The organism is Dactylosporangium roseum (assembly GCF_025264685.1).
Lineage (GTDB): Bacteria > Actinomycetota > Actinomycetes > Mycobacteriales > Micromonosporaceae > Dactylosporangium > Dactylosporangium roseum.
In genome coordinates, this window is record NZ_CP073721.1 from 380,574 (window position 1) to 401,151 (window position 20,578).

Consider the following 20,578-nt stretch of genomic DNA (forward strand, 5'->3'; position numbering starts at 1 on the left):
CTACTGACTACCGATCGGGTCTGACCTGTTGACACGCACGAACTCGTTGCCGCCGGGGTGTTGTCCTGTGTCACCGGTCGGTGCGCAGGTTGCAGATTTTCCATTCGTCGTCTTCTTTGACGAGTGTGATGATGACGGTGGCGGACTCGACGTTGCCGTCGTCGCGGACGCTGACGAAGGTGCGTACTTCGGCGGTCTGTTCGCCCGCTGTCTCGCTTGTCACCTTCCATTCGATGAGGCTCTGGCGGTCGTGGTCATTGAGGATGAAGTCGTCGCGTTCCGTTGCCTTGGCGCGCTCGGACGCGCAGATGAGGTCGAGGGCTTTGGTGCGTTCGCCGTCGCGGGCGGCCTCGATGAACTCGTTGACGACGTCGGTCGGCGAGTCGGCGGTGAGCTTCTGGATGCCGAAGTACAGGCTGGCGCACAGGATGAGCGCGGTCACCAGCGCGCCACCGATGACGAGAAACCACTTGATGGCGTTGGTGTCCTGGTCGCCGCCGGTCGGCGGTTGGTGGGGTGGGGAGCCGGGCTGTTGGGGGTACGGCTGCTGTCCGTATCCGGACCCGGAAGGGTCCGGCGGTTGCTGGTTGGCCTCTGGCGGGTAGGTCACCGGGGGTTGCCTCCTGAGAACGGTCAGCCGGGGCATCGCAATCGTATCGACATCGCCGAGGACCCAGGGTACGTGCGGACCGTCACGCGCAATGTCCCCGATGACGCCCGAAGGTCGCGACGGAGGGGCAGGTACCTGAAGATCGGTTCGCGGAGTGGCGTAGCGGGCTGACCGGCAACGGCCGGTCGTAGTGCGGATCGTCGCGTAAGAATTGTAGGAGATCGGACCGGCGAGGAAGAGGGTGTCGAGCGCGAGGGCGTCGAAGCCTTCAGGGTCTGGGGTCACGGCGGTGGCTGCTCGTCACCGCGTGATCGATTCAAGATAATTGTCGACAGCGGACCGCGCGGAGCTTGCTCATCAGTTCTTCCTCGCTGTCACCATCGCGAAGGTGAGGAACTCGCCGGCGTCGGCGGCGAGCAGGTCGATCACCGCCTGGCGATTGTGTTGTGGGCCAGCCCGGTCGCCTGTGTGCTCGGCCACCGCCTGTGTCCATAGCAGCCAGTCCCGCCAGCCATCTTCCTGCAGTCGTGCCGATGTGACGGTCACGAGTTCGGTGACCTCCCACTGAAAGCGCCACCACTCGGCGGTGTGCCAGGCGATCGGCTCCCAGCCGAACAGTTCCTTGATGCGCTCCGGGATCGCCCCGAGTTCTCGGACCTCCCGGGTCATTCCCGGCGTCGCCACGCCGAGTTGGCCGCCACGCCGCAGGAACCCCACGAGGTATGGCAGGTACCAGTCAGAGGTGCCGAAATACTCGAATGCGTCGATGCTTACGATGGCGTCGAAGCTGTCCTTCCCGAACGGCAGGTTGTGCGCCTCGGCCCGCACGGCGGTCACCTGGCCGGAAACGCCAGCGTCGGCGAACACGGCCGCTGCCTCATCCGGCGCGATCCACCAATCGGCCGCCACGACCTGGACGCCGTACTCACGGGCCAGGAACACGGACGTCGCTCCCTTGCCGGAGCCCAGGTCCAGGACCTGCATTCCCGGGCGCAGGTCAAGATCCCGGGCCAGGTCCTCCAGCAGCCACAACGGGTTCGGCCCCATGTCCAGGTCGAGCAGCCAGGCCGGGTCGTACCGGGACGAGCGCGGATACCGATCTGGGCAGGCAAGCTCATCGAATATTGTCACGGGTGCGATCCAAGCTGGTCACACGCAGGCGTGCAATCCCTTTGCTCACCCTGCCGACAAGGACCTGTAGGCGTCGATGTCCAGGCCCGCCGTGCACCGACGGCCTGTCCAACAGCAAGGTGTCGCGACGGCTCAGGACACTAGAGGATCGCGCGCAGGTTGGGCGCGTGGATCTGTTTCGCCGACGAGGCGGGGCAAACGCTGAGACCAACCAGGGTCCGAACCTGGGGCCCACGCGGCCAGACCTCGATCGTGAAAGTCACCGCGAAGGGCTCCGGGAAGCCGACTTCGCCGCACTGGTCATGTGCGTTCACCCAGCGTATCTGACCCGGAAGCGTCGCTACGTCGACCCGTGGATGCGCCTGCCGGTCGCTGCGAACCTGGTCGCGCCGTCGCCCGATCGTCGTCCAAGATAGGTGAGCAAGCGCCGGCACCGGAGCATCTCGTCCGCCGGAGTCCGTCAGCGCCGCGGCGAGTCGGGCAGTACGGTGACCGTTGTGATCAAGAGCAGCGGACAGTTGCCGGACCGGGTGAACGTGACACTGAACGTCGGCGGTGACGATCTCGGGTTACCGTTTCTCACCAGGTCGATGCTGGACCTGTGGGTGCACGCGCTGCACGGGCCGAATCCGTTCCTGATCGTCGGCCGGGCCGACGACGAGATGCGGTTCATCCAGATCTACCGCAACGCACCGGCCGACTTCACCCTGGAGTACCGCGACGGGGCCGGGACCGACGTCATGTCCACCACGGTGGACGCACCCGGCACGGTGGTCAGCCTGATCTGGGGCTGGATCCACGACGACCGGACCCGACTGAACCGTCTCGACGGATGGGAGGCCCGCTGATGAGCTACGCGATCATGCCCTTCAAGATCCGTCTGGACGCGTTGAACGATGTGCTGGCAGTCCGCGACGAAGCGCTCTGTGCCTGGGTCCGCGACCGCTGCCGGGCCGACCTCACCAACCTCGACGACTGGTCCCACAGCACGCGGCCGGCGGCCGACTTCCTGGCCGACCTGATGCTCGGACGTCCCCATGCCGATCAGGATGCCCACCTGTACGGGTACTGCCTGAAGGCGCTGTGCGACCTCTGGGGCGCACGGCTGCCGAACGAGGGATGGTGGGGAATGCGGTGCTGCTGCAATGCCGCCAGTACGACACGGACCTGGTCTGCTTCTACCACTGACGGTTCGGCGAACGGACGGTGGCGCGCCTTCGGCGCGCTGTCGGCGCCCGGCCCCCGTCTTCGGCCCGTACTCCGACGACGACACTAGAAGGGTGTACAACGCCGCCGACAACGCCTCACCGTGGCGGCGTACGGTGTCCGCTGAACGACCCTCCGATCCGAGAGGATGTCATGACAGGACAGAACCGGACCGCCAGCGTTCCGATCGCAGTGCGGCAGGTGTATGACGAGATCATTACCGCGACTGATGCCTTCTGCCTGCGGCATCTTGACGAAGAGTACGCCGCGCTTTGCGCCAAGCTGTCGGCCAAGCTCGCCCGCAAACGCCCATCCCCGCTCGTACGCGGCGATCGCCGCATCTGGGCGGCCGGCATCATTTACGCCATCGGCCGGGTCAACTTCCTCGCCGACCCCAATCAGGAACCGCACATGCGCACCGACACAATGGCGGACCTGCTCGGCGTCAAGCAGACGACGATGGCCAACAAGGGCAGGCTCATCATGGACACCCTCAACATCGGCCTGATGGACCCGGAGTTCAGCCGGCGCGAGATCATCGACAACAATCCGATGACCTGGCTCCTGGAGGTCGACGGTCTGATCGTCGACGCCCGCAACCTGCCGGAGCCGTTGCAGGTGGAAGCCTGGCGGTGCGGGCTGATCCCGTACGTGCCCGCGCAGGCTGCGACGAGCAGAGCGTCGACGCCGTCAGAGTAGGTCCCGCCAAACCGTTCGACATTGACGGGTTATCTCACCTCCGCCAGTCGTACCGCAAACGCGCCGGCATGGACGAGGCCGCATGACCGAGCAGCCGAGGTCCTACTCGTCGGATTCGCGGAGGTACGTGATGCCGAAGCCCTTCAGCTCGCGATACTTCTGATACTTCGTGGCGAGGTCGAACGGGCTGTCGGACATGCGCTGGAAGATGTCGAGTCCGCGGCCGAGCAGGATCTTCCAGCCGGTGTCGGTCGTGATCCAGCGGTCGTGGATGGCCTGCGGTGCGACGAACTCGACGTCGAGGACGATGCCGAGCACTGCCGCGCTCTTCTTGATCTGGAGCAGGTACTCGTACTGCTTCTGCAGCTTCTCCGGGCCGTCTTGGTTCTCGACGGTTACGAGCTTGAGGGTGACTTCGTCGGCTGGGTCCTTGTGACGTGCGATCCCCTCGATCAGCTCCATGAGGTTCCTGGCCTGGTGGAACATCCGCACATAGGGGTCGACGATCGTGATCTGCGAGGCACCCCGCAAATACGGGACGAGCAACGAGTCGTACGAAACGCCACGCTGACCTTCCTGGTAGGCCCGGTGGCCTTGGAACAGTTCGGGCTCGGCCGGTGCTGCGCCACCGCCGAGCGGGTCAGCATCGGTAGGCGCTTCCCTCGACTCGGCCGCCTCCTTGTGTCCCCGGTGGTAGTAGGCGGGATACTCGTCTTCCTCCAACGTGGCGACGCCGTGCCAGGTGCCGCCTTTGTCGAGGTAGCCGAACTCGACCTCCGCCATGGTCGAGTCGATGCGCAGGATCTGGTCCTTGACGCGCTTGCGGCCCTCGATGGCCAACCGAAGGATCTCCTCGATCTCCTCGCGGGTGGCCTCGCCGTCCGGGTAGAGAATCTTCATCAGGCCGGAGAAAGTCTTGTGGATGCTGTCGCGGTCTCGGGTCGAGATGTCCGGTGACAGCGTGAAGTGCTGCTGGTAGCGGTCCGAGCAGTCTTTCGAGCGCATCGACTTGAGCACTTCGGCGATGTAGTCGACGACGAACCCGTAGCCGTTCGAGAACATCTCGCCGCGGATGATGTCGACTTCCCAGCCGGGGATGTAGTGGTGCAGACGGTCGAGGTATGCCGGGTCGTGATAGGCCTCGGGTAGCTCGTCGAACAGGTCGGAGTTCTTGAGCATGTACGGCACCGTGTGCGAGGTGTTGCCGACGAAGACCATCGAGGCTTCGGCGCCGAGCGTCTCGACGCCACGGGAGAATGACTTGTTCGCCATGTAGTTCTTCATGATGTCGACGAGCGCTCTGTCGGTGCGCTTCTTCTTGCCGGCGAACTCGTCGAATGCGACGACGTCCCAGTACCCGACCAGGCCGATGCGTCCGTTGGAGTTGTTCACGAAGAGCTTCGGGACGGTGACCTCGCCGCCGGAGATCAGCATGCCGTGGGGCGAGAACTCCGAGAAGATGTGCGACTTGCCAGTCCCCTTGGGGCCGAGCTCGACCAGGTTGTAGTTGCGCTCGACGAACGGGATGAGACGCACGAGTTGGAAGAACTTCCCGCGCCGGCTGAACAGCCCGGGGTTGAAGCCGATGGACTGGATGAGCAGGTCGATCCACTCACCGGTGGTGAATCCGCGACGCGCTTCGAGGTACTGCTCCACGTCGAACTTCGAGAGCTGGATGGGCTTGATCGAGCCAAGGATCCAGGGCACGACGCGCTGGTCCTCGCCATGGAGGTACTCGATGTCGCAGATACACCAGACGCCACCGACCAGGAGCTTGGGATGGGCCTTGATGGTGGGTGACTCGACGATCACGCCCTTGATGCCCAGGTTGGCGAACTCGGCCTCGTAGACGTCAGCCTTCTCGTTGAGCGTGACGGTGACCTTGTCGATGATCCGGTGCCGGCCCCGCTCCTTGATGGTCGACTTGGCCAACTCCGACTCACTGCGGTGCACGTAGTGCTCGGCGAGGATCTTCCGGACGGTGTCGATGCCGGCCTGGATGGTGGCTTCGTCGTCTGACGCCGCGTACTGTCCGAGCAGGTACTCGAGGACGTACGACGGCACGATCGCGTTGCCCTTGACGGCCTTGACCAGGTCCTTACGGACAACGACACCGGGGAACAGAAGATTGATCTTGGAGTCGAGGTCACTCTGCCGCGGTGCGCTGGCGTCGGGCGCCTCGTGCTCGGTCTCGTCCATTGAGGTCCCTCCCCGTCAGAAGTCGAAGTCCGATGCGAACGAACGCTTCAGCGTGTAGATCGCCTTCGCATAGACGCGCCACTGGTTGGTGTTGGGGATGCGCTCCTCGAGGCGGAACTCGACCGCACGGTTGTTGTAGTCGTTGGCGTCCTGGCTGAGCAGCATCCGTGCGTTCTGGTACCGGTCGCGCTTGTCGGCCGAGGCCTGGTCGAAGGTCAGGCTGGCGACGTTCGAGATGAGGGTCTCGCCGACGTAAAGCCCGGCTCGGAGCGTGCGTGGCTGGACCTTGTCGCTGACCGGCTCGGACTGGAACAGCCGGACTACGACCTGCCCGGTGGTGATCTTGTCGGATTCGGGCCACACCTCGACGCTGACCAGCCGGGTGTCGCTCTTGCGCTTCTTGTTGACGGCGAGCACGGGGACGACGATCTCCTGGAGCGTCGCTCCACCGTGCACGAACCGTGACCCCCCACCGGCGAGCCGAAGGCGGTGGATCGACTTGGGGATCTGGGCCTCCAGGTCGCTCTCCAGTCCGAGCCGGGCAGCCTCGAAGGCCACGAAGGCGTTGTCGACCTTGAGGCCGCGCCCCAGTACATAGCGTTTGTTGACAACCTTGATGTCGTCACCCTGCGGCTGCGTGGAGAGGAAGAAGGAGTCGGCCAGAGCCTCGTCCTGGAACAGGAAACCGTGGTCAGCCGTGATGAAGATGTTCGTGGCGTTCGCGCTGGCCAGCTTCTTCACGAGGTCGACGAGGTCACGAAGCGCGTCCTCGACGGCCTCGAACACCTGCCGCTCGGTGCTGGGCTTGTCGCCGGTGGCGTCGATTCGATCGTGGTAGACGTACAGGACCCGGTTGGCCTTGTAGAGCTCGCGCCGCTCGTCGGCGTTCAGAGCCTTGAAGTCTTCGGCCTGGATCGCCGTGCCGCCGACGCTCTCGAGGATCTTCCCGCGGAAGGCGGTGCCATTCGTCGGCTGGTCGTCCGCGAGCACGACCCTGGCGTCGGCGGAGTGCTTGAGTGTCGAGTGCGGCAGCAGCGCCGCCATCCCGAGCTGGGTGTAGCTCGGCAACACGCCCAGGACGGCGTCGAGGGTCGCGTCGAAGCGGTCCTCCTGCCGGATGCGTGAGCCGAGTTCATCGGCCACTTCGTACCGGAGCGCGTCGGAGACGATGACGACGGCCTTCTTGTCGCCGTCGCGCACGAGCGGCTCCACGTAGCCGGCGTAGAAACCCGTTTGCGAGCGCAGTGCGGTTGAGCGCCACGTGTCCACCTGGTTCACCTGCTGCTGCCAGGCATTGCCCAGTTCGTAGACGAATTTGTTGGTGTAACGCTTCTCGACCTGCTCGCGCAGTGCTTCGAGAGGCTTCGGGTATTCGGCCGTACGTGCCGCGTAGACGAACTGCCGGTACAACTGGTCGATGCGGAACCACTTCCGACGGTAGCGCTCCAGCCCGTCGTCGAACGATCGCATTCCAAGATTCAGCGAGGACAGCTCGCCCAGCAGTTCGGAGGCGCTGGCAACTGCCGTGTAGAGCTGCCGGTAGCCGTTGATCCACACGCTGCTCTGCCGCGCGCGCACCACGTCGGCGACCTCGCGCGGGGTGACGGTCTGCTCCGCCACCGCACGCGCCAGGTCGCTGATGATTTTCTGGTCGACCTCCTGGAACAGGTCGACCGCGACCAGATCACGGAAGCTCGCGTCCTCGATCAGCGAAGCGTAGTCGAGGTCGCGCGCCGCGCGTTTGGCGAGCGTGGCGAGCGCCTCCTGGCTGCGCCGGTCGTTGCGCAGGCTCGCGAAGTCGAGCTGGATGTTCCGCAGGCCTCCCGGCCGGTCGGACTTGAAGCCGTCGGCGGCCTTGCGGAAGATCCACAGCACCAGATCGTCGATACTCGGCGAGGCCGATTCGTAGCCGTAGATACTGGCCGCGCCGCGCCAGTAGAAGCCGTCGAGTCCGTAGTCGACGAGTGCGTCGTACCTGGTGTGCTGCTCCTTGGCGTTCTCGATCAGCAGCGCACGGGTGATCTCCAGCAGGCTGTGGGAGTCCTTGAGGCCGAGCAGCACCGCGGACATCTTCGCGCGCAGGTCGATGGCATCGTCCTCGGGGCTCAGCAGCGCTCTGAGGCTTTGGACGCGTTTGGTCGCGTTGAAGAACCTCTCGTGGGTCTGGACGACCTCGTCGATGCCCTTGCCGGTGAGGCCGAGAGCCTGCACAACAAGAGCGGTGCGATCGGCCGTGAAGACTCCGTAGGCAAGCTCGAGATCAAGCAGCCAGTTCCCGATGCCCGCCGGCACCTGACCGGAGCGGTACACGAGGAACTTGCTCGTCGGCTCGTCGTGCAGGAGCCGACGCTTGATACCGAACTCGTCGTTGGCAACGCGGATCGTCTGGACTCCCGGCAGTTCGAGATCGTCCAGGTCCGCGGCGTACTGGCCGTCCAGGTCGTGCCAGAAGACGATCCGACGGTTCTCGAACCACCGCTCCAGGTGCGGGCGGACCGTGGCGGCGTCACTCATCGCTTGCCTCAAGGCCGGGGATCCTCTTCAGCGCGGCGCCGAACTTCGGGTAGTTCACCTTCACGCCGTCGTCCAGGTCGATCGAGAGCTGCCGGGACGCCAGCGGGTACAGGACGTCGTGCTCGTACTCCTCGAGTTCCAGCAGCACCTTGCGGAGCCGGTCAGCCTCCTTCTGGGCGGCCGCCTGCTGACGCGGCGTCCCGCCACCAGCGGCAAGACGTTCCTGCTGCCGCAGGCTCGCCGTCAACTTGGCCGTGAACTCGCGCAGGTACTCGTTGAGCACCGTCGAGACCGTGGAGGGCGTGTAGCGGTGCATGTAGACGAGCGTGTTGAACGAGCCCTTCGGGCTGGCGAACAGCCAGTAGACCGGGCGTTTCTTGTACCGCTGAACGTGGTCCTTGTAGAACGACTTCACGAAGTAGTCACGGATGTCCTTCACCTCGAGCGACGCTGACACGAAGCGCAGGTTCTCCTCGAAGTGCTGTTCACCGAAGGCGGCACGCAGGAACTCGCGGAAGCGCCCGACGATGTCGTCTTCGAACCAGTCGCCGTCCACGACCGGAATGACATTGTCCGCGTCCGGTGCGAACGTAGGCGCCGGAACCTCGGCGAGGTAGTCCCGCACGGTAGCGCCCTGGTCCGCCAGAACAAGCCCCGGCCGGTCGAGGCTGTACCGGCCGAACATGCATCCAACGGCGTAGGAGACCAGATCCGACACCGCGTCGGCGCAACGGAGCCGGTGGTCGCCGGCACGCGCGGGGCCGTATCGAAAGTTCGGGTTCGCCAGGAGTGTCACTTCAGCCACGCCGACAGACGGACTCAGCTCCGCACGCATTTCGAACGCATCGATGAAGAACGAGTTGTTCGCTTCCTCGAGCTGACGCTGAGCGTCGACCGACGCGTCTTGGCGCGAAGTCACCGCGTCGTAGACGTCGCTCAGTTGGCCATCGCTCGCCGCCTCCTCGACGAGTGGGTCGCGACTGAAGTTCCAGGAGATCTCCTGCCGGTCCCAGTCGCTCCTGGCGGAGGCGACGAGTTTCTCCACGACCCCCATGACCGCGGCGTCGTTAATCTCCTTCGGCAGCGGCAGCCGCGCGATGTCCCCAGACTGAAAGTTCAGGGTGGGAGCTATGGCTTCGAGGGCGGCGAGCGACACGTTCGAGTTCAGCAGTCCGAGAATGACCATCCGCTGCTCCGGCGTGTCCGCGAACAGGGACATGCCCGCGCCGTCGAAGACGAAGCCCGGCGGGAAATACCGGAAAGAGGGTGACGACCCGGCGACCTTCGACCACGACACCGCGGGTTGGAAGTAGTACTGACGCGACGGCAAGTGGTTCCCCTGCTTGCTGAGGATGTCGTAGCTCGCCGCGTCGAAAGCCACCACAGATTGTTGGTTGCCGTACCACTTCCGATAGGAGCCACCCTTGTTGTACGGGAACCACTTGCAGCCACTCTTGTGGGCCGCCGCGGTACTCTCGGCGTCGTAGAAGCTCCGCCCGCGGTCAACTTCCCACCAGTTGCGAACGAAGCGCGCATTCTCGCCGGTATTCATGCCGCAGCGCGGCTCGGAAATCTCGCCCAGCAGGGTATTGCCGGTCATGGCGTGCAGCAGCGTCGGGCTCATCCAGTAGGCGATCGCACCGCCTGGAAGGGCCGCCATGTTCGCGTTCAGCACCCGGTAGACGTCACCGCTCGAGGCTCCGGAGGAGACCGCCCGAAGGGCTGCCGCCTTCTCGGATTCGTTGGCACCGTGCACCAGCCTTACATAGGTGCCGACGACAGACTCTCGATAGGTCCTCGCGGCGACGACGAAGGCCGTTGTCGACACCACCTCGCCGCCGATGGTGTCGAACGCGCCGGTGCCCAGGTGTGCCAACGACTCAAGTTTGTGCTCCTGGGCGATGGCTTCCCTCAGCTTCGTGTACGAAGAGAGAAACATCCATGAGTGCATGGTGACCATGGCGACCCGGCCCTTCGGCCGGCACAGTTCAAGGCACCGCAGAATGAAGCAGGCATACAGGTCGGCTTTGCCGCGAGGATACTCAGCCTTGACGAATTCACTGAGCCGAGTATCCATGCTTCCAGTGCTCATGTACGGCGGATTCGCGATCACCACGGCGTACTGATCGGCCAGGAACGTCGCCTGAACCACGACCCGCCGTGCCCGCTCGATCACGCTCTGGAAAAGCATGTCGCCGTCGTCGACGGTGTTGTGCAGATGCGCCGTCAGTCGAGCAGCAAGGTCCTGGTCGGAACGGACCAGCGAGCCGAACGTGTCGGCGCAGGCGAACCGGTTCCAAAAATCCGCCTCGGCAGACCGGTCACCACTACCGGTGATCAGCAGATCAAGCTCCTCGGGCGAGAACGCAAGGGGTTCCAGGACGCAGATGCTCGGCTCCACCTGCTTGTTGAAGAAGGTGCGCTGCCTGGCCCGAGCCTTCATCATCAAGGCGAAAGCCGCGAGCGCCCCCGCGCGCCGGTCGATCTCGGTGCCGTAGAGGTTGTTGGTGAGGATCAGGCCCGGAATGTCCGCGGGCGCGTAGCCTTCCTCCTCGTAGATCGCGTACAGGAGGTCGAAGGCGTACGTAAGCATGTGGCCCGACCCGCAGGCCGGGTCAATGATCTTGAGTTCCTCGGGGCCGCTGATTCGCAGGAAGTCCGACGCGTCGTCGACCGGGGCGAGGTAATACTCCATCTGGTCGGCCACACGAGAGGACGGGCGGTTGAGCATCCAAAGTCGACCGAGCGAGTTCTCGACCAGGTAGCGCACGATCCAGTGCGGCGTGAAGAGCTGGGTGGCCGCGGGGATCTCAGCGGCGCCGGCCTTCTTGTTTCGCTTGAAGCCGGCGAAGACCTCGTCCTTCCGCTCCGAGATGTAGAACTGATACAGCCAGCCGATGACCTCGACGTCCTGGCAGACGTCGGCGGTCAGGACCGTGACGGCGCGGTTGAGCACCGAGTCGTCCGCCAGCAGGTTCGCGGGGATGAGCAGCTCGGTGAAGTCACCCTCCCGCTCGAACATGAACGGCATGGCGCGGTTCCAGTAACGGCAGTAGTCCGCGAGCAGCAGGGCGTAGGCCTCGCCCTGAGGGTCTTCGCTGCGACGGGTGTCGTTGAGCAGACCCGTGACCGTCTCGCGGGTCTTGGTGCCGACGACCGTCGCGTCGATGCTGCCGCGCTTGGCCTCGGCGAGGATCTCGGGCTGACCGCTTCCGACGCCGGCCTGTGGCGAGACGACGCCGATGCCGGTATAGCCGTTGGCGTCCATGAATCTCAAGGCGACGATGCGGTTGAACCAGGTGTAGGCGACCCGGTCCGCGACGGCCGCCCTGCCCGTGTCGCCGCCACCCACCGCGTCGATCGCCTGCTCCAGCGCTTCAACGGCGGCGGACCGCTCGATCCGCTCTGGTGACGCCGGCGCGAGCACCACGGCGACGCGAGCGGTCACCTCGCGGATGAGCGCCGCGCGCGCCCACGTGGCGAAGGACCTCAGCGGTGCGGTTTCCATCAGAGTGAGATTCGCTTTCCGTCGTTCAGGGTCTGGACGAGTGCGCCGCGGAGGGCGGCGAGATACCGATCGACGTCTTCCTCGGTCTCAAGAACCCCGGTGACGCCACTGGCCGAGACGGTCTTGACGGACACGGTCTGCTTCAGAGGTGGCGTGTCGTCGCGGCCCTCGCCCTGCTGCGAGGCGGCTAGCTGATCGAGCAGATCCGGGTAGGTGTTCTCCTCGAAGCTCGCCCCGAGCTCGCGGATGAGGGCGATGTGGTTCTCGAGGCGGACGCGTGAGATCACCTGGTCGATCTCCCGAATCACGCTCTCCTGGGTCGAGCTGGTCGCATTGGCGTAGTAGACGCTCGCTTCGAGCTTGGCCTTGCGTCCCTCGATGGCCGTGACGACATCGGTTCGATTTGCGGCGACCATCTCCTCGATCTGGGCGCGTAGCCGGTCGGATGCCTGCTTGAGCTGCGTCATCCGGTTGCCGCGGAAGGTGTTGGAGTCGACCAGCGCACTCCGGACCGCGGCGTCGCTGCCGGACGGCAGGTAGCCGAGGTTGCTGCTGTGGATGGTCAGCAAGTCGGCGGCCTCGTCGTAGATGACGCGCTGTCCGCCGTTGAGGAATGCCAGGATCGGGTCGATGACGCTCTCCTTGGCGTCGAGCAGGTCATCGCCGTGGCTGAAGTCGGTCAGGTACCAATCCTCGGGCTTGCCGATCACCTGGTCGAGCAGCTCTATCGGCGCGGTGAGCTGGGCCACGAAGGGGTACTTGGCGCCCGTGACGATGGCCTTGAGCTCGTCATGCCTGCTCTTGAGTCGGTCGGCACCATGCCGAGCGAGCTCGAGCGGGTCCCGGGGAGTGTTGGCCTCGTCGAAGAAGTCGGTGCAGAACTTTCGGAACGCGGCGACCTTGCGCTCGTCGAACGTCTTCTGGGAAGCCACGACGGCGTGCGCGTGCTTCTGCGTGTTGCGGAGCACGGTCGCGACCTCGGAACGCTTGAGGACGTTTCCGTCGACGGTGAGCGTGACTTTGGACATCCCGATGAGAAACGCGATCAGGACTTCGATCGAGGCGAGGTCCCACCCGTTCGGCTTGGCCTGGAAGCTGTCGACGATGGTCTTGACCGTGACCTGCTCTCCGAGTCCTTCCTTGCGGATGACGAAGGACAGCACTTCCTCGGCGGGAAGCTCGGTCAAGATGCCGGCTTCGAACAGACCGCTGTCCGGGTTCGCGGCCGAGGCGATCTGCTGCTCGCTGAAGGTGACGCCGCCGAGCAGCTTTAACTGTGTGTAGGTACGGTTGACCAGGTCCTGAAAGCCGTCGGTCACCCGGGTGAGCGCGTCCTGGGAGCCCGAGGTGACGTCCGCGGCGTTGATGATGAGGGCGGCCTTGCCGACCGAGCCGCGCACCCGCTGGATGAGCTCCTTCTCCCGACCGATGTTCTGCGCACCCTTGGAACGCAGGATCTGGTCCTCGATCGGGGAGATCGAGGTGCCCTGCTTGCGCTTGATGTACTTTTCGGTCTTGATCAGCAGCCGCAGGTCCGAAAGAACCCGAGCGTCCGGGTCGAGGACGACGCGCAGTTCGTCCTTTCCCGCGCTGTGCATGCGGATCTCGTCCGGGGAGTACGGGTACTCCGGCGAGATGAAGTGGATCGCCAGCTCCCGCTGGGCGCCGTGAGCCTGGTCGTCGAGCTTGAACCCGAAGGGGAAGTCCTGCCCGTTCTTGGCGTAGCGGATCTTGTTGGTTTTGATGACGTCGCCGGACAGGATCTTGAAAAGGCGGGAGCTGACCTCGAAGGCGTCGATGTCGACGTTCTTGATCTCTTCTTCGATGACCTGCTCTTCGTTGGTCAGGTACTCGTACGCGTTGCCGTCGCGCTGGATGTAGGTCTGCGACTCCAGCAGGGTCAGTGCTTCCTTCACCTGGTCCGACAGGGCGATGAGGTCGAGGCCGAAGCGGTCGTACACCAACACCGTGAGGTTGCGCGGGGTCGCCTGGAAGCTCTCGACGTACTTGACGAGGAAGAGCGCTTTGAGGAGTCGGACCGCCAGCGGGTTGTCGAGGTGGCGCTCGGCGACGTCGATCGAACGCTGCGCGGCGGCCTTCAGTGAGGCACGGATCCCGGCGAACATGCTGTCGAAGGTCGCGAGCCGGCCGACCTCGACGTTGCCGATGTCCTTGGCGACCTGCTGGACGACGCCGAGCATCGACCGCTCACCGACCGAGCTGTTGCGGCCCTCGAAGACGTTGTGGTCGGAGATGCCCTCGATCGCGGCCTGGAACAGCGGGAACTGGTAGCTGACGAACGGGTAGGTCCCGATGAACTGCGTTTCGTCGGTGTAGTTTCGGTAGGTCTTGCCCCCGCCGACGAAGTCGAACAGCGTCTTGAAGTTGGCGTGCTGGTCCGCGTGGATTTCGCTCAGTTCGGCCACGCCCGCGTAGTTCTTCTCCAGCAAACGCTTGCGGATGACCTCCTCGACATCGGCGCTGGTGAGCTTCAGGCGGGTCTTGAACCGGGCCTGGATCTTGGAAAAGTCATTGCCCTGCTGCCTGGTGCGGTCACCGATGACCCTCTCCATGTCCTCTTGAGAGGTCACGAACACCCACGAGCGGCCGGCGCACTTGGTGTTGAGCGACTCCGCGATGGTCTGCAGGTTGAGCATCAGCTTGGTGTCGGAGCCGATGAACTGGCCGACCTCGTCGACGAAGAAGTTGAGGCGAAGGTTCGCATCGCCCTGCTGGTCGAGCCAGGACTTGACCTCGTCGGCGAAGTCCTCGATCGAGACCGAGTAGGAGGCGCTGTACTGCTTGATGATGCCGTCGGCCGTCGCACCGTTGACCTCAGCGAAGGCCCGGTCGATGCTCGCTCCTTCCAGCGCGCTCTGCTCGCGTCCCCGCGCCCAGGGGATGCCGGCGATGTGCTCGAACGCCTCCTTGAAGGCCTGGTACTGTCCGCGGTTGTCCAGGTCGCGCTCGAAGCGGGCGACGTGTCCCTGGTTGCCGTAGTAGCCGCGGCTCTCGTCGAAGACCTTGACGAACACCTTCAGCAGGGCATCGGTCTGGTCCTTGCTGATCAGGGTGGCCTTCTGGTCGATATTGAACAGCAGGCTTCTGGCCGGGATGCGGTCGGCCTTGTCGAGCAGGCCGGGCAGGAAGGCGTCGGGCGTCTTGGCCCGGAAACTGTCGGAGACCTTCTGGCGCGGGTAGTGCTGGCCTTCGACGGCTCCCAGCAGGTGGGCAAGCATCTTGAGCATGTGCGACTTGCCGGAGCCGAAGAAGCCGGAGATCCACACGCCGTTGGCGTTGGTGTAGGAGGTGTACTCCTCAAGGAGGGTCTCCAGGCCCTTCGCGGCCTCGTTGGTCAAGACGTACTCGTCCACCTCGGTGCCCAGGTGCGCGACGTCATCGGCTTTGATGACGCCTTCGATCGGACGCTGGATGTCCTTGGCGAAGATCTCGCTGAGCCGCATCGCACTCACGCTTCCTGTTCCAGGATGTTCTTGGCTCGGTAGTACTGGTCGTCCTTGAGCCGACCGAACAACACGAGCGACGAGCCCAATGTGTCGGACTGCTCGTAACAGCCCGGGAAGAACATGAGCATCGGCTTGCCCTTGACCACCGACTGCAGGTTGTTCAGCACGTTGTGCGAGCGGATGTACGGGAACACCTCACCGATCCCGGTGAGGAAGAAGATGTCGAAATGGACCCGCGCGAGCCGGTCGCGGATCGCCGGGGCGATGTGTAGCTGCGGGTCGAGCATTCCCTGGAGCATCTCGCGAAAGTCGGCCTTGTCCTGATCCGGCTCGATGGCCAGGACCCGGTCCCAGACCCCCCGCTCCTTGAGCAGCTCGACCGACAGGTCGTAGAGGTTGACCTCGAAGACGCCGACCCCTGCGCTGGACAGCCGGTTTCTGATCCGCCTCCTGGCCGCCGCGACGACGAGCGCGTCCTCGGGCGGATACGGGTAGATGAAGAACGGAACCTCGTTGCTCAGGCCCTCCATCCGCAAGAAGCGCTGACCGCTGAGCACAGCGAACAGGTGCTCCTCCTGCTCGGGCAGAGTCTTCGGAATCACAGCGCAGCCACTACCCCTCGATCTGCTGGGCCGGGAAGAAGCGCAGGTCGCTCGGCGTGCGGGCGATGAGGACCGCAGCGACTCGCTCGGACAGCACGGCGGGCGTAATGTGGCCGGCCGCCGACAGGAGCTCCGCCTCCTGCATCATCTTGAACACGTTTGATCGCAGCTTCTGCATTGTCGAGTCCTTGATCTGCGCCAGCTCCTCGTACCAGAGCGCCTTGGCTCGAACGAAACTGTCGAAATTCTCGTGTCCCAGCGTCGAGGCGCGCAGGAGGAACCGCTCCCGCAAGACCTCCTCGGCAAACTCCCCGATGAGCTCGTAGCGGCGACAGGCCGCGGCCCACATGAGGTAGGCGCGCTCGGACGCCGTTGCCTCGAGCAAGAGTTCGACTTCGTCGTCAGCCAGCGCGGACAGGCGCTTCACCGTCTCGTGGACCAGCCGAATCCCCGTGCGGCGGGTTCGCGCTTGCAAGAGGTTGCGCTCCACGGCCTGATCACGGACCTGCTTCCAGTCGCGCCGCTCGACGTATACGGGAGCGAGCAGTGCGGCCTCACGCACGAGGAGAGCACCCGCGGTGAACGAGAGCGCATAGCGCCGAGGCGCAGCCGCCAGTGCGGCGTTCACCTGCCCCTCCTCACACTTCTGAGCACGTATCGACACCGGACTGCGCACGCTCACGTACCTTCGGGGGCGGCGTCCTGGCCCGACGAGGCAGCGCTACCGCTTCGGACCCAATCGTCGACGTCGCGCGTCTGGAATTTCCACAGCCGGCCGACCTTGTGAGCGGGCATACCTTTTTCCGCGATCCACGCGTAGACCGTGTCCTTCGTGACACCGAGATGAGCCGCGATGTCGTCGGCGGAGAGCCAGGGCTCAGACACGTCACGAATCTCCAGCCTGCTAGGGATCGGGCCATGGGTACACCGAACGAGATCCCGCGTCACCGGGTTTGGCCCGATCTTGCCGGATCATAGCCGGTCTCGTCGGCTGGACTCGTCTCTACCGGGGGAGATCGTCGGGCGAGCAGGCGCCCGGTGCTCCGGACGGCTTTCCCGCCCATGGGCTACATGACCCGGGACCGCCTCCGGTCGCACCTTGATCGTCTGGACGGCTCGACCTGGAACCGCTCTTGTGCCGCGCCGGTTGCAATTCGGGTGCGAACCGGTGGCATCGGCCCGCGTCGCCCGGCTCCAGTGCCCATATGGAGACTGCGGCGGTCACAGCCGACTCGGGATGGAGGCTGCGAGAATGATGGCTGGTGTTGCGGACGGCATCAAGAGTGGTGGCCGCGGTCGGCCGCTGGCCAATGCCGGTATGGGCCTCAAGATAGGACTGATCGTCGCGGTCCTCGCGGTGACGGCCATCGCCGTCGGCGTCGTCGCTGTGATTCGCCTGGCCGATGTCTACGCTCAAGGCGAGCGGATCGCCAACGACGGCCTGCGCGCTACTGCGGACCTGGGCCAGTTACGGGACCTGGCGCAACAGGCCCGCACCCTCTCCCGGGACGTGGTTCTCGCTCCGGACCCCGCCACGGCTCGTGACGTCAAGGCGAAGATGCAGAGCAATGACAGCAAGTTCGACGACGCTCTCGCCCGATACCGCGGTGAGGCCGCCGACCCGGCGGCGATCCAGCGGTTCGGGGAGCTGTGGGCGCAGTACCGCCAGATCCGCGACACCGTGCTGATGCCGGCGGCCGAGGCCAACGACTTCCGCGCCGCCGTCACCATCCAGAGGACTCAGACGTCACCCGTCACCACGAAGGCGTTCGCCGAGCTCGACGCGGCCAGCGCCGCCGAGCAGGCGAACGCCGACGCCATCATCGCCTCCGCGCTCGACACCTATCGCACCGCTCGCACCGTGATCCTTGTCGTGCTCGGGGCCGGCCTGCTGGCCGCCCTCGCCTTGGCCTGGTACGTCACCCGGCTGGTCCTCCAGCCACTGCGCACCGTCTCGCGGGTCCTGGACGCGGTCGCCGAGGGAAACCTGACCGAGATCGCCGCCGTCGGCAGCCGCGACGAGATCGGACGGATGGCCCACGCGCTGGACCGCGCCAACGAGCGGACCCGGCAGGTCGTGCAGGCCTTCACCGAAACGGCGAACACGCTCGCGTCCAGCGCCGAGGAGCTGTCGGCGACCAGCAGGCAGATCGCCGGCGCCGCTGACGAGGCTTCCGGGCGGGCCGGCGTGGTCTCCACCGCCGCCGAGCAGGTCTCGGCCAACGTGCAGACCGTGGCCGCGAGCTCGGAACAGATGACCGCCTCGATCGCCGAGATCGCCCGCAATGCCGCGGACGCGGTGAAGGTCGCCAATCAGGCCGTCGACACCGCCCAGGACGCCACGACGACCGTGGCGAAGCTGGGCGAGTCGTCGCAGGAGGTCGGCAACGTCATCAAGGTGATCACCTCCATCGCGGAGCAGACCAACCTGCTCGCGCTCAACGCCACGATCGAGGCGGCCCGGGCCGGCGATGCCGGCAAGGGGTTCGCGGTCGTGGCGAACGAGGTCAAGGACCTCGCCCAGGAGACGGCGAAGGCCACCGACGAGATCGGGCAACGGATCGTGGCGATCCAGGGCGACGTGCATCAGGCCGTCTCGGCCATCGCCCAGATCAGTGAGGTGATCGCGAGGATCGACCAGTTCCAGACCACCATCGCCGCCGCGGTGGAGCAGCAAACCGCCACCACCCAGGAGATCGGCCGCAACATCGCCGAAGCGGCCTCGGGCTCGGGAGAGATCGCCCGCAACATCCTCGGTGTGGCCTCCGCCTCGCAGACCACCACCCACAGTGTCACCCAGTCCCAGACCGCCACCACCGACGTGGCCCGCATGGCCACCGAACTGCAACGGCTGGCCAGCCAGTTCCGCGTGTAGCGCGGCGCTGTCTAGCGCGGCCAGCCGCGGCGGCGGACGTACCAGCCTGCTCTTCGACGCGGTAAGGCGCACTCCTTACGTGCGGGCCGACCTGCGCCGGCGCGGCCTGATCCGGGCCGGCGCACATTTTCGGTGTCGGGTGTCGATTTCTCGGCTCGCCGTTCGTCTTACTGCGAACCTGGTACCGACGAGGAGGCAGCGATGAAGTACATCATGCTGGTCTATCAGGGCTCGGCGCTCGATGAACAGGCCGCGCTCACCGAGGACGAACAGAAGCAGGTCTACGCCGACTACCATGCGATCAACCAGTCGCCGGGCGTCACTTCTGTGCCGCCGATGGGTCTCCCCGAGCACGCGACCACGGTGCGGGTCGAAGGCGGCAAGACCCTGACGACCGACGGCCCGTTCGTCGGGATGAAGGAGGCGGTCGGCGGTTTGTTCATCCTCGAGGCCGACGACATCGACGCGGCCATCGAGGTGGCCGCCCGCGTCCCGGCGGCACGCTACGGCGGAGCCGTCGAGATCCGGCCCTCGGAAGTGTATTGGTAGCGGCGCTCGACGAGATATTCCGCGAGGAATGGGGCCGCGTCCTGGCCACTCTGATCGGCATCCTCGGCGACTTCGACGTCGCCGAGGACGCCGCGCAGGAGGCGTTCGCCATCGCCGCTGATCATTGGCCGCGCGAGGGCGTGCCGGCCAACCCGCGCGCCTGGCTGATGAGGACGGCGCGCAACCGCGCCACCGACCGCATCCGCCGCGACCGGGTCCTCGCCACCAGGCTGGATATGCTCGTCGCTGCCCATCGTGTCGAGGTGCCCATGAACACCACCACGTTCCCCGACGAGCGCCTGGAGCTCATCTTCACGTGCTGCCACCCGGCCCTCGCGATCGAGGCGCAGGTGGCGCTGACCCTGCGTACCCTGGGCGGCTTGACCACCGACGAGATCGCCCGCGCCTTTCTCGTCCCGGAGCGCACCATGGCGCAGCGACTGGTGCGGGCCAAACGCAAGATCGAGGCGGCGGGAATCCCGTTTCGAGTCCCGCCGGACCATCTGCTCCGGGAGCGTCTCGACGCCGTTCTCGCCGTCGTGTACCTGATCTTCAACGAGGGCTACGGCGGTCGCGACGAGCTCGCGGCCGAGGCGATCTGGTTGGGACGCGCCCTGACCGAGTTGCTTCCTGATGAGCCCGAGGTGCGCGGGCTCCTGGCGATGATGCTCTTGCACGACTCCCGCCGCGAGACGCGGTTCAACGACGGCGAGCTGGTACTGCTCGGCGATCAGGACCCGTCACGGTGGAACACCACGCAGATCGGCCGCGGACGCGCCGAGCTCGACCGGGCGATCGCCCTGGGCGGCCGCGGGCCCTACGTCCTGCAGGCTGCGATCGCCTCGCTGCACGCCGAGAAGCCGTGCGACTGGGCGCAACTCGCCGCTCTGTACGGCGAGCTCGCCCGCCTGACCGCCTCGCCGGTCGTCGAGCTGAACCGTGCCATCGCCGTCGCCGAGATCGAGGGACCGGAGGCCGGTCTGCGTATCGTCGACGGACTCGGCCTGGACGACTTTCGCTACCTGCACTCGACCAGGGCCGAACTGCTGCGCCGGCTCGGGCGGACCGACGAGGCGCGCGACGCCTATCGACGTGCGAGAGAACTCACCGACGACGGTGCGGAACGACGCTTTCTCGAACGCCGGCTGACGGAACTCGCGGGCAGGACAGGCTCGGACAGTGACCCCGCGGCACCGCGATGACCCCTGGTCGGTGATG

15 protein-coding genes are annotated in these 20,578 nt (G+C 65.4%); 6 read left to right on the forward strand and 9 right to left on the reverse strand.

Going from position 1 to position 20,578, the window contains the following annotated elements; genetic code table 11:
• Positions 1-70: 70 nt before the first annotated feature.
• On the reverse strand, positions 71-895 hold the full coding sequence (locus Drose_RS01735; protein ID WP_260726417.1) for a DUF4878 domain-containing protein: 825 nt from the start codon (positions 893-895) through the stop codon (positions 71-73).
• Positions 896-967: 72 nt separating this feature from the next.
• The gene (locus Drose_RS01740; protein WP_260726418.1) at positions 968-1,741 is read right to left on the reverse strand and encodes an SAM-dependent methyltransferase; all 774 of its coding nucleotides are present in this window, start codon (positions 1,739-1,741) and stop codon (positions 968-970) included.
• A 497-nt stretch (positions 1,742-2,238) separates the two neighbouring features.
• Here Drose_RS01740 and Drose_RS01745 point away from each other — a divergent pair, with 497 nt between their 5' ends.
• The 3 genes from Drose_RS01745 (at position 2,239) to Drose_RS01755 (ending at position 3,646) form a co-directional block, all read left to right on the forward strand.
• Positions 2,239-2,589, forward strand: a complete 351-nt coding sequence (locus Drose_RS01745) for a hypothetical protein (protein WP_260726419.1) — start codon at positions 2,239-2,241, stop codon at positions 2,587-2,589.
• On the forward strand, positions 2,589-3,017 hold the full coding sequence (locus Drose_RS01750) for a DUF7691 family protein (RefSeq protein ID WP_260726420.1): 429 nt from the start codon (positions 2,589-2,591) through the stop codon (positions 3,015-3,017). Before Drose_RS01745 ends, Drose_RS01750 begins: the two co-directional genes overlap by 1 nt.
• Positions 3,018-3,148: 131 nt before the next feature.
• Positions 3,149-3,646 (forward strand): DUF6398 domain-containing protein, encoded by a 498-nt coding sequence (locus Drose_RS01755; RefSeq protein ID WP_260726421.1) that lies wholly within the window; start codon positions 3,149-3,151, stop codon positions 3,644-3,646.
• Between the two features lie 102 nt (positions 3,647-3,748).
• On the opposite strand, the gene brxL is transcribed toward Drose_RS01755, so the two are convergent.
• From brxL to Drose_RS01790, 7 genes are read right to left on the reverse strand one after another with little or no spacing between them, the layout of a single operon-like run.
• Positions 3,749-5,845, reverse strand: coding sequence for a BREX system Lon protease-like protein BrxL (brxL, locus tag Drose_RS01760; protein ID WP_260726422.1), 2,097 nt, complete (start codon positions 5,843-5,845; stop codon positions 3,749-3,751).
• A gap of 15 nt (positions 5,846-5,860) precedes the next feature.
• A complete protein-coding gene (gene pglZ, locus Drose_RS01765) occupies positions 5,861-8,359 on the reverse strand; it encodes a BREX-1 system phosphatase PglZ type A (RefSeq protein ID WP_260726423.1) in 2,499 nt (832 codons plus the stop codon).
• A complete protein-coding gene (gene pglX / locus Drose_RS01770) occupies positions 8,352-11,867 on the reverse strand; it encodes a BREX-1 system adenine-specific DNA-methyltransferase PglX (RefSeq protein ID WP_260726424.1) in 3,516 nt (1,171 codons plus the stop codon). Before pglX ends, pglZ begins: the two co-directional genes overlap by 8 nt.
• On the reverse strand, positions 11,867-15,331 hold the full coding sequence (gene brxC / locus Drose_RS01775; RefSeq protein WP_260726425.1) for a BREX system P-loop protein BrxC: 3,465 nt from the start codon (positions 15,329-15,331) through the stop codon (positions 11,867-11,869). Before brxC ends, pglX begins: the two co-directional genes overlap by 1 nt.
• A 5-nt stretch (positions 15,332-15,336) precedes the next feature.
• On the reverse strand, positions 15,337-15,936 hold the full coding sequence (locus tag Drose_RS01780; RefSeq protein ID WP_260726426.1) for a DUF1788 domain-containing protein: 600 nt from the start codon (positions 15,934-15,936) through the stop codon (positions 15,337-15,339).
• Between the two features lie 10 nt (positions 15,937-15,946).
• Complete coding sequence (locus tag Drose_RS01785) at positions 15,947-16,564, reverse strand: DUF1819 family protein (RefSeq protein ID WP_260726427.1); 618 nt, start codon at positions 16,562-16,564, stop codon at positions 15,947-15,949.
• A gap of 50 nt (positions 16,565-16,614) precedes the next feature.
• A complete protein-coding gene (locus tag Drose_RS01790) occupies positions 16,615-16,821 on the reverse strand; it encodes a helix-turn-helix domain-containing protein (RefSeq protein WP_260726428.1) in 207 nt (68 codons plus the stop codon).
• A gap of 433 nt (positions 16,822-17,254) precedes the next feature.
• Between Drose_RS01790 and Drose_RS01795 the strand changes: the two genes are divergently transcribed.
• From Drose_RS01795 to Drose_RS01805, 3 genes are all read left to right on the forward strand, one after another.
• A complete protein-coding gene (locus tag Drose_RS01795) occupies positions 17,255-18,811 on the forward strand; it encodes a methyl-accepting chemotaxis protein (protein ID WP_260726429.1) in 1,557 nt (518 codons plus the stop codon).
• 132 nt (positions 18,812-18,943) lie between these two features.
• On the forward strand, positions 18,944-19,360 hold the full coding sequence (locus Drose_RS01800) for a YciI family protein (RefSeq protein ID WP_260726430.1): 417 nt from the start codon (positions 18,944-18,946) through the stop codon (positions 19,358-19,360).
• Positions 19,354-20,562 (forward strand): RNA polymerase sigma factor, encoded by a 1,209-nt coding sequence (locus tag Drose_RS01805; RefSeq protein ID WP_260726431.1) that lies wholly within the window; start codon positions 19,354-19,356, stop codon positions 20,560-20,562. Before Drose_RS01800 ends, Drose_RS01805 begins: the two co-directional genes overlap by 7 nt.
• Positions 20,563-20,578: the final 16 nt, after the last annotated feature.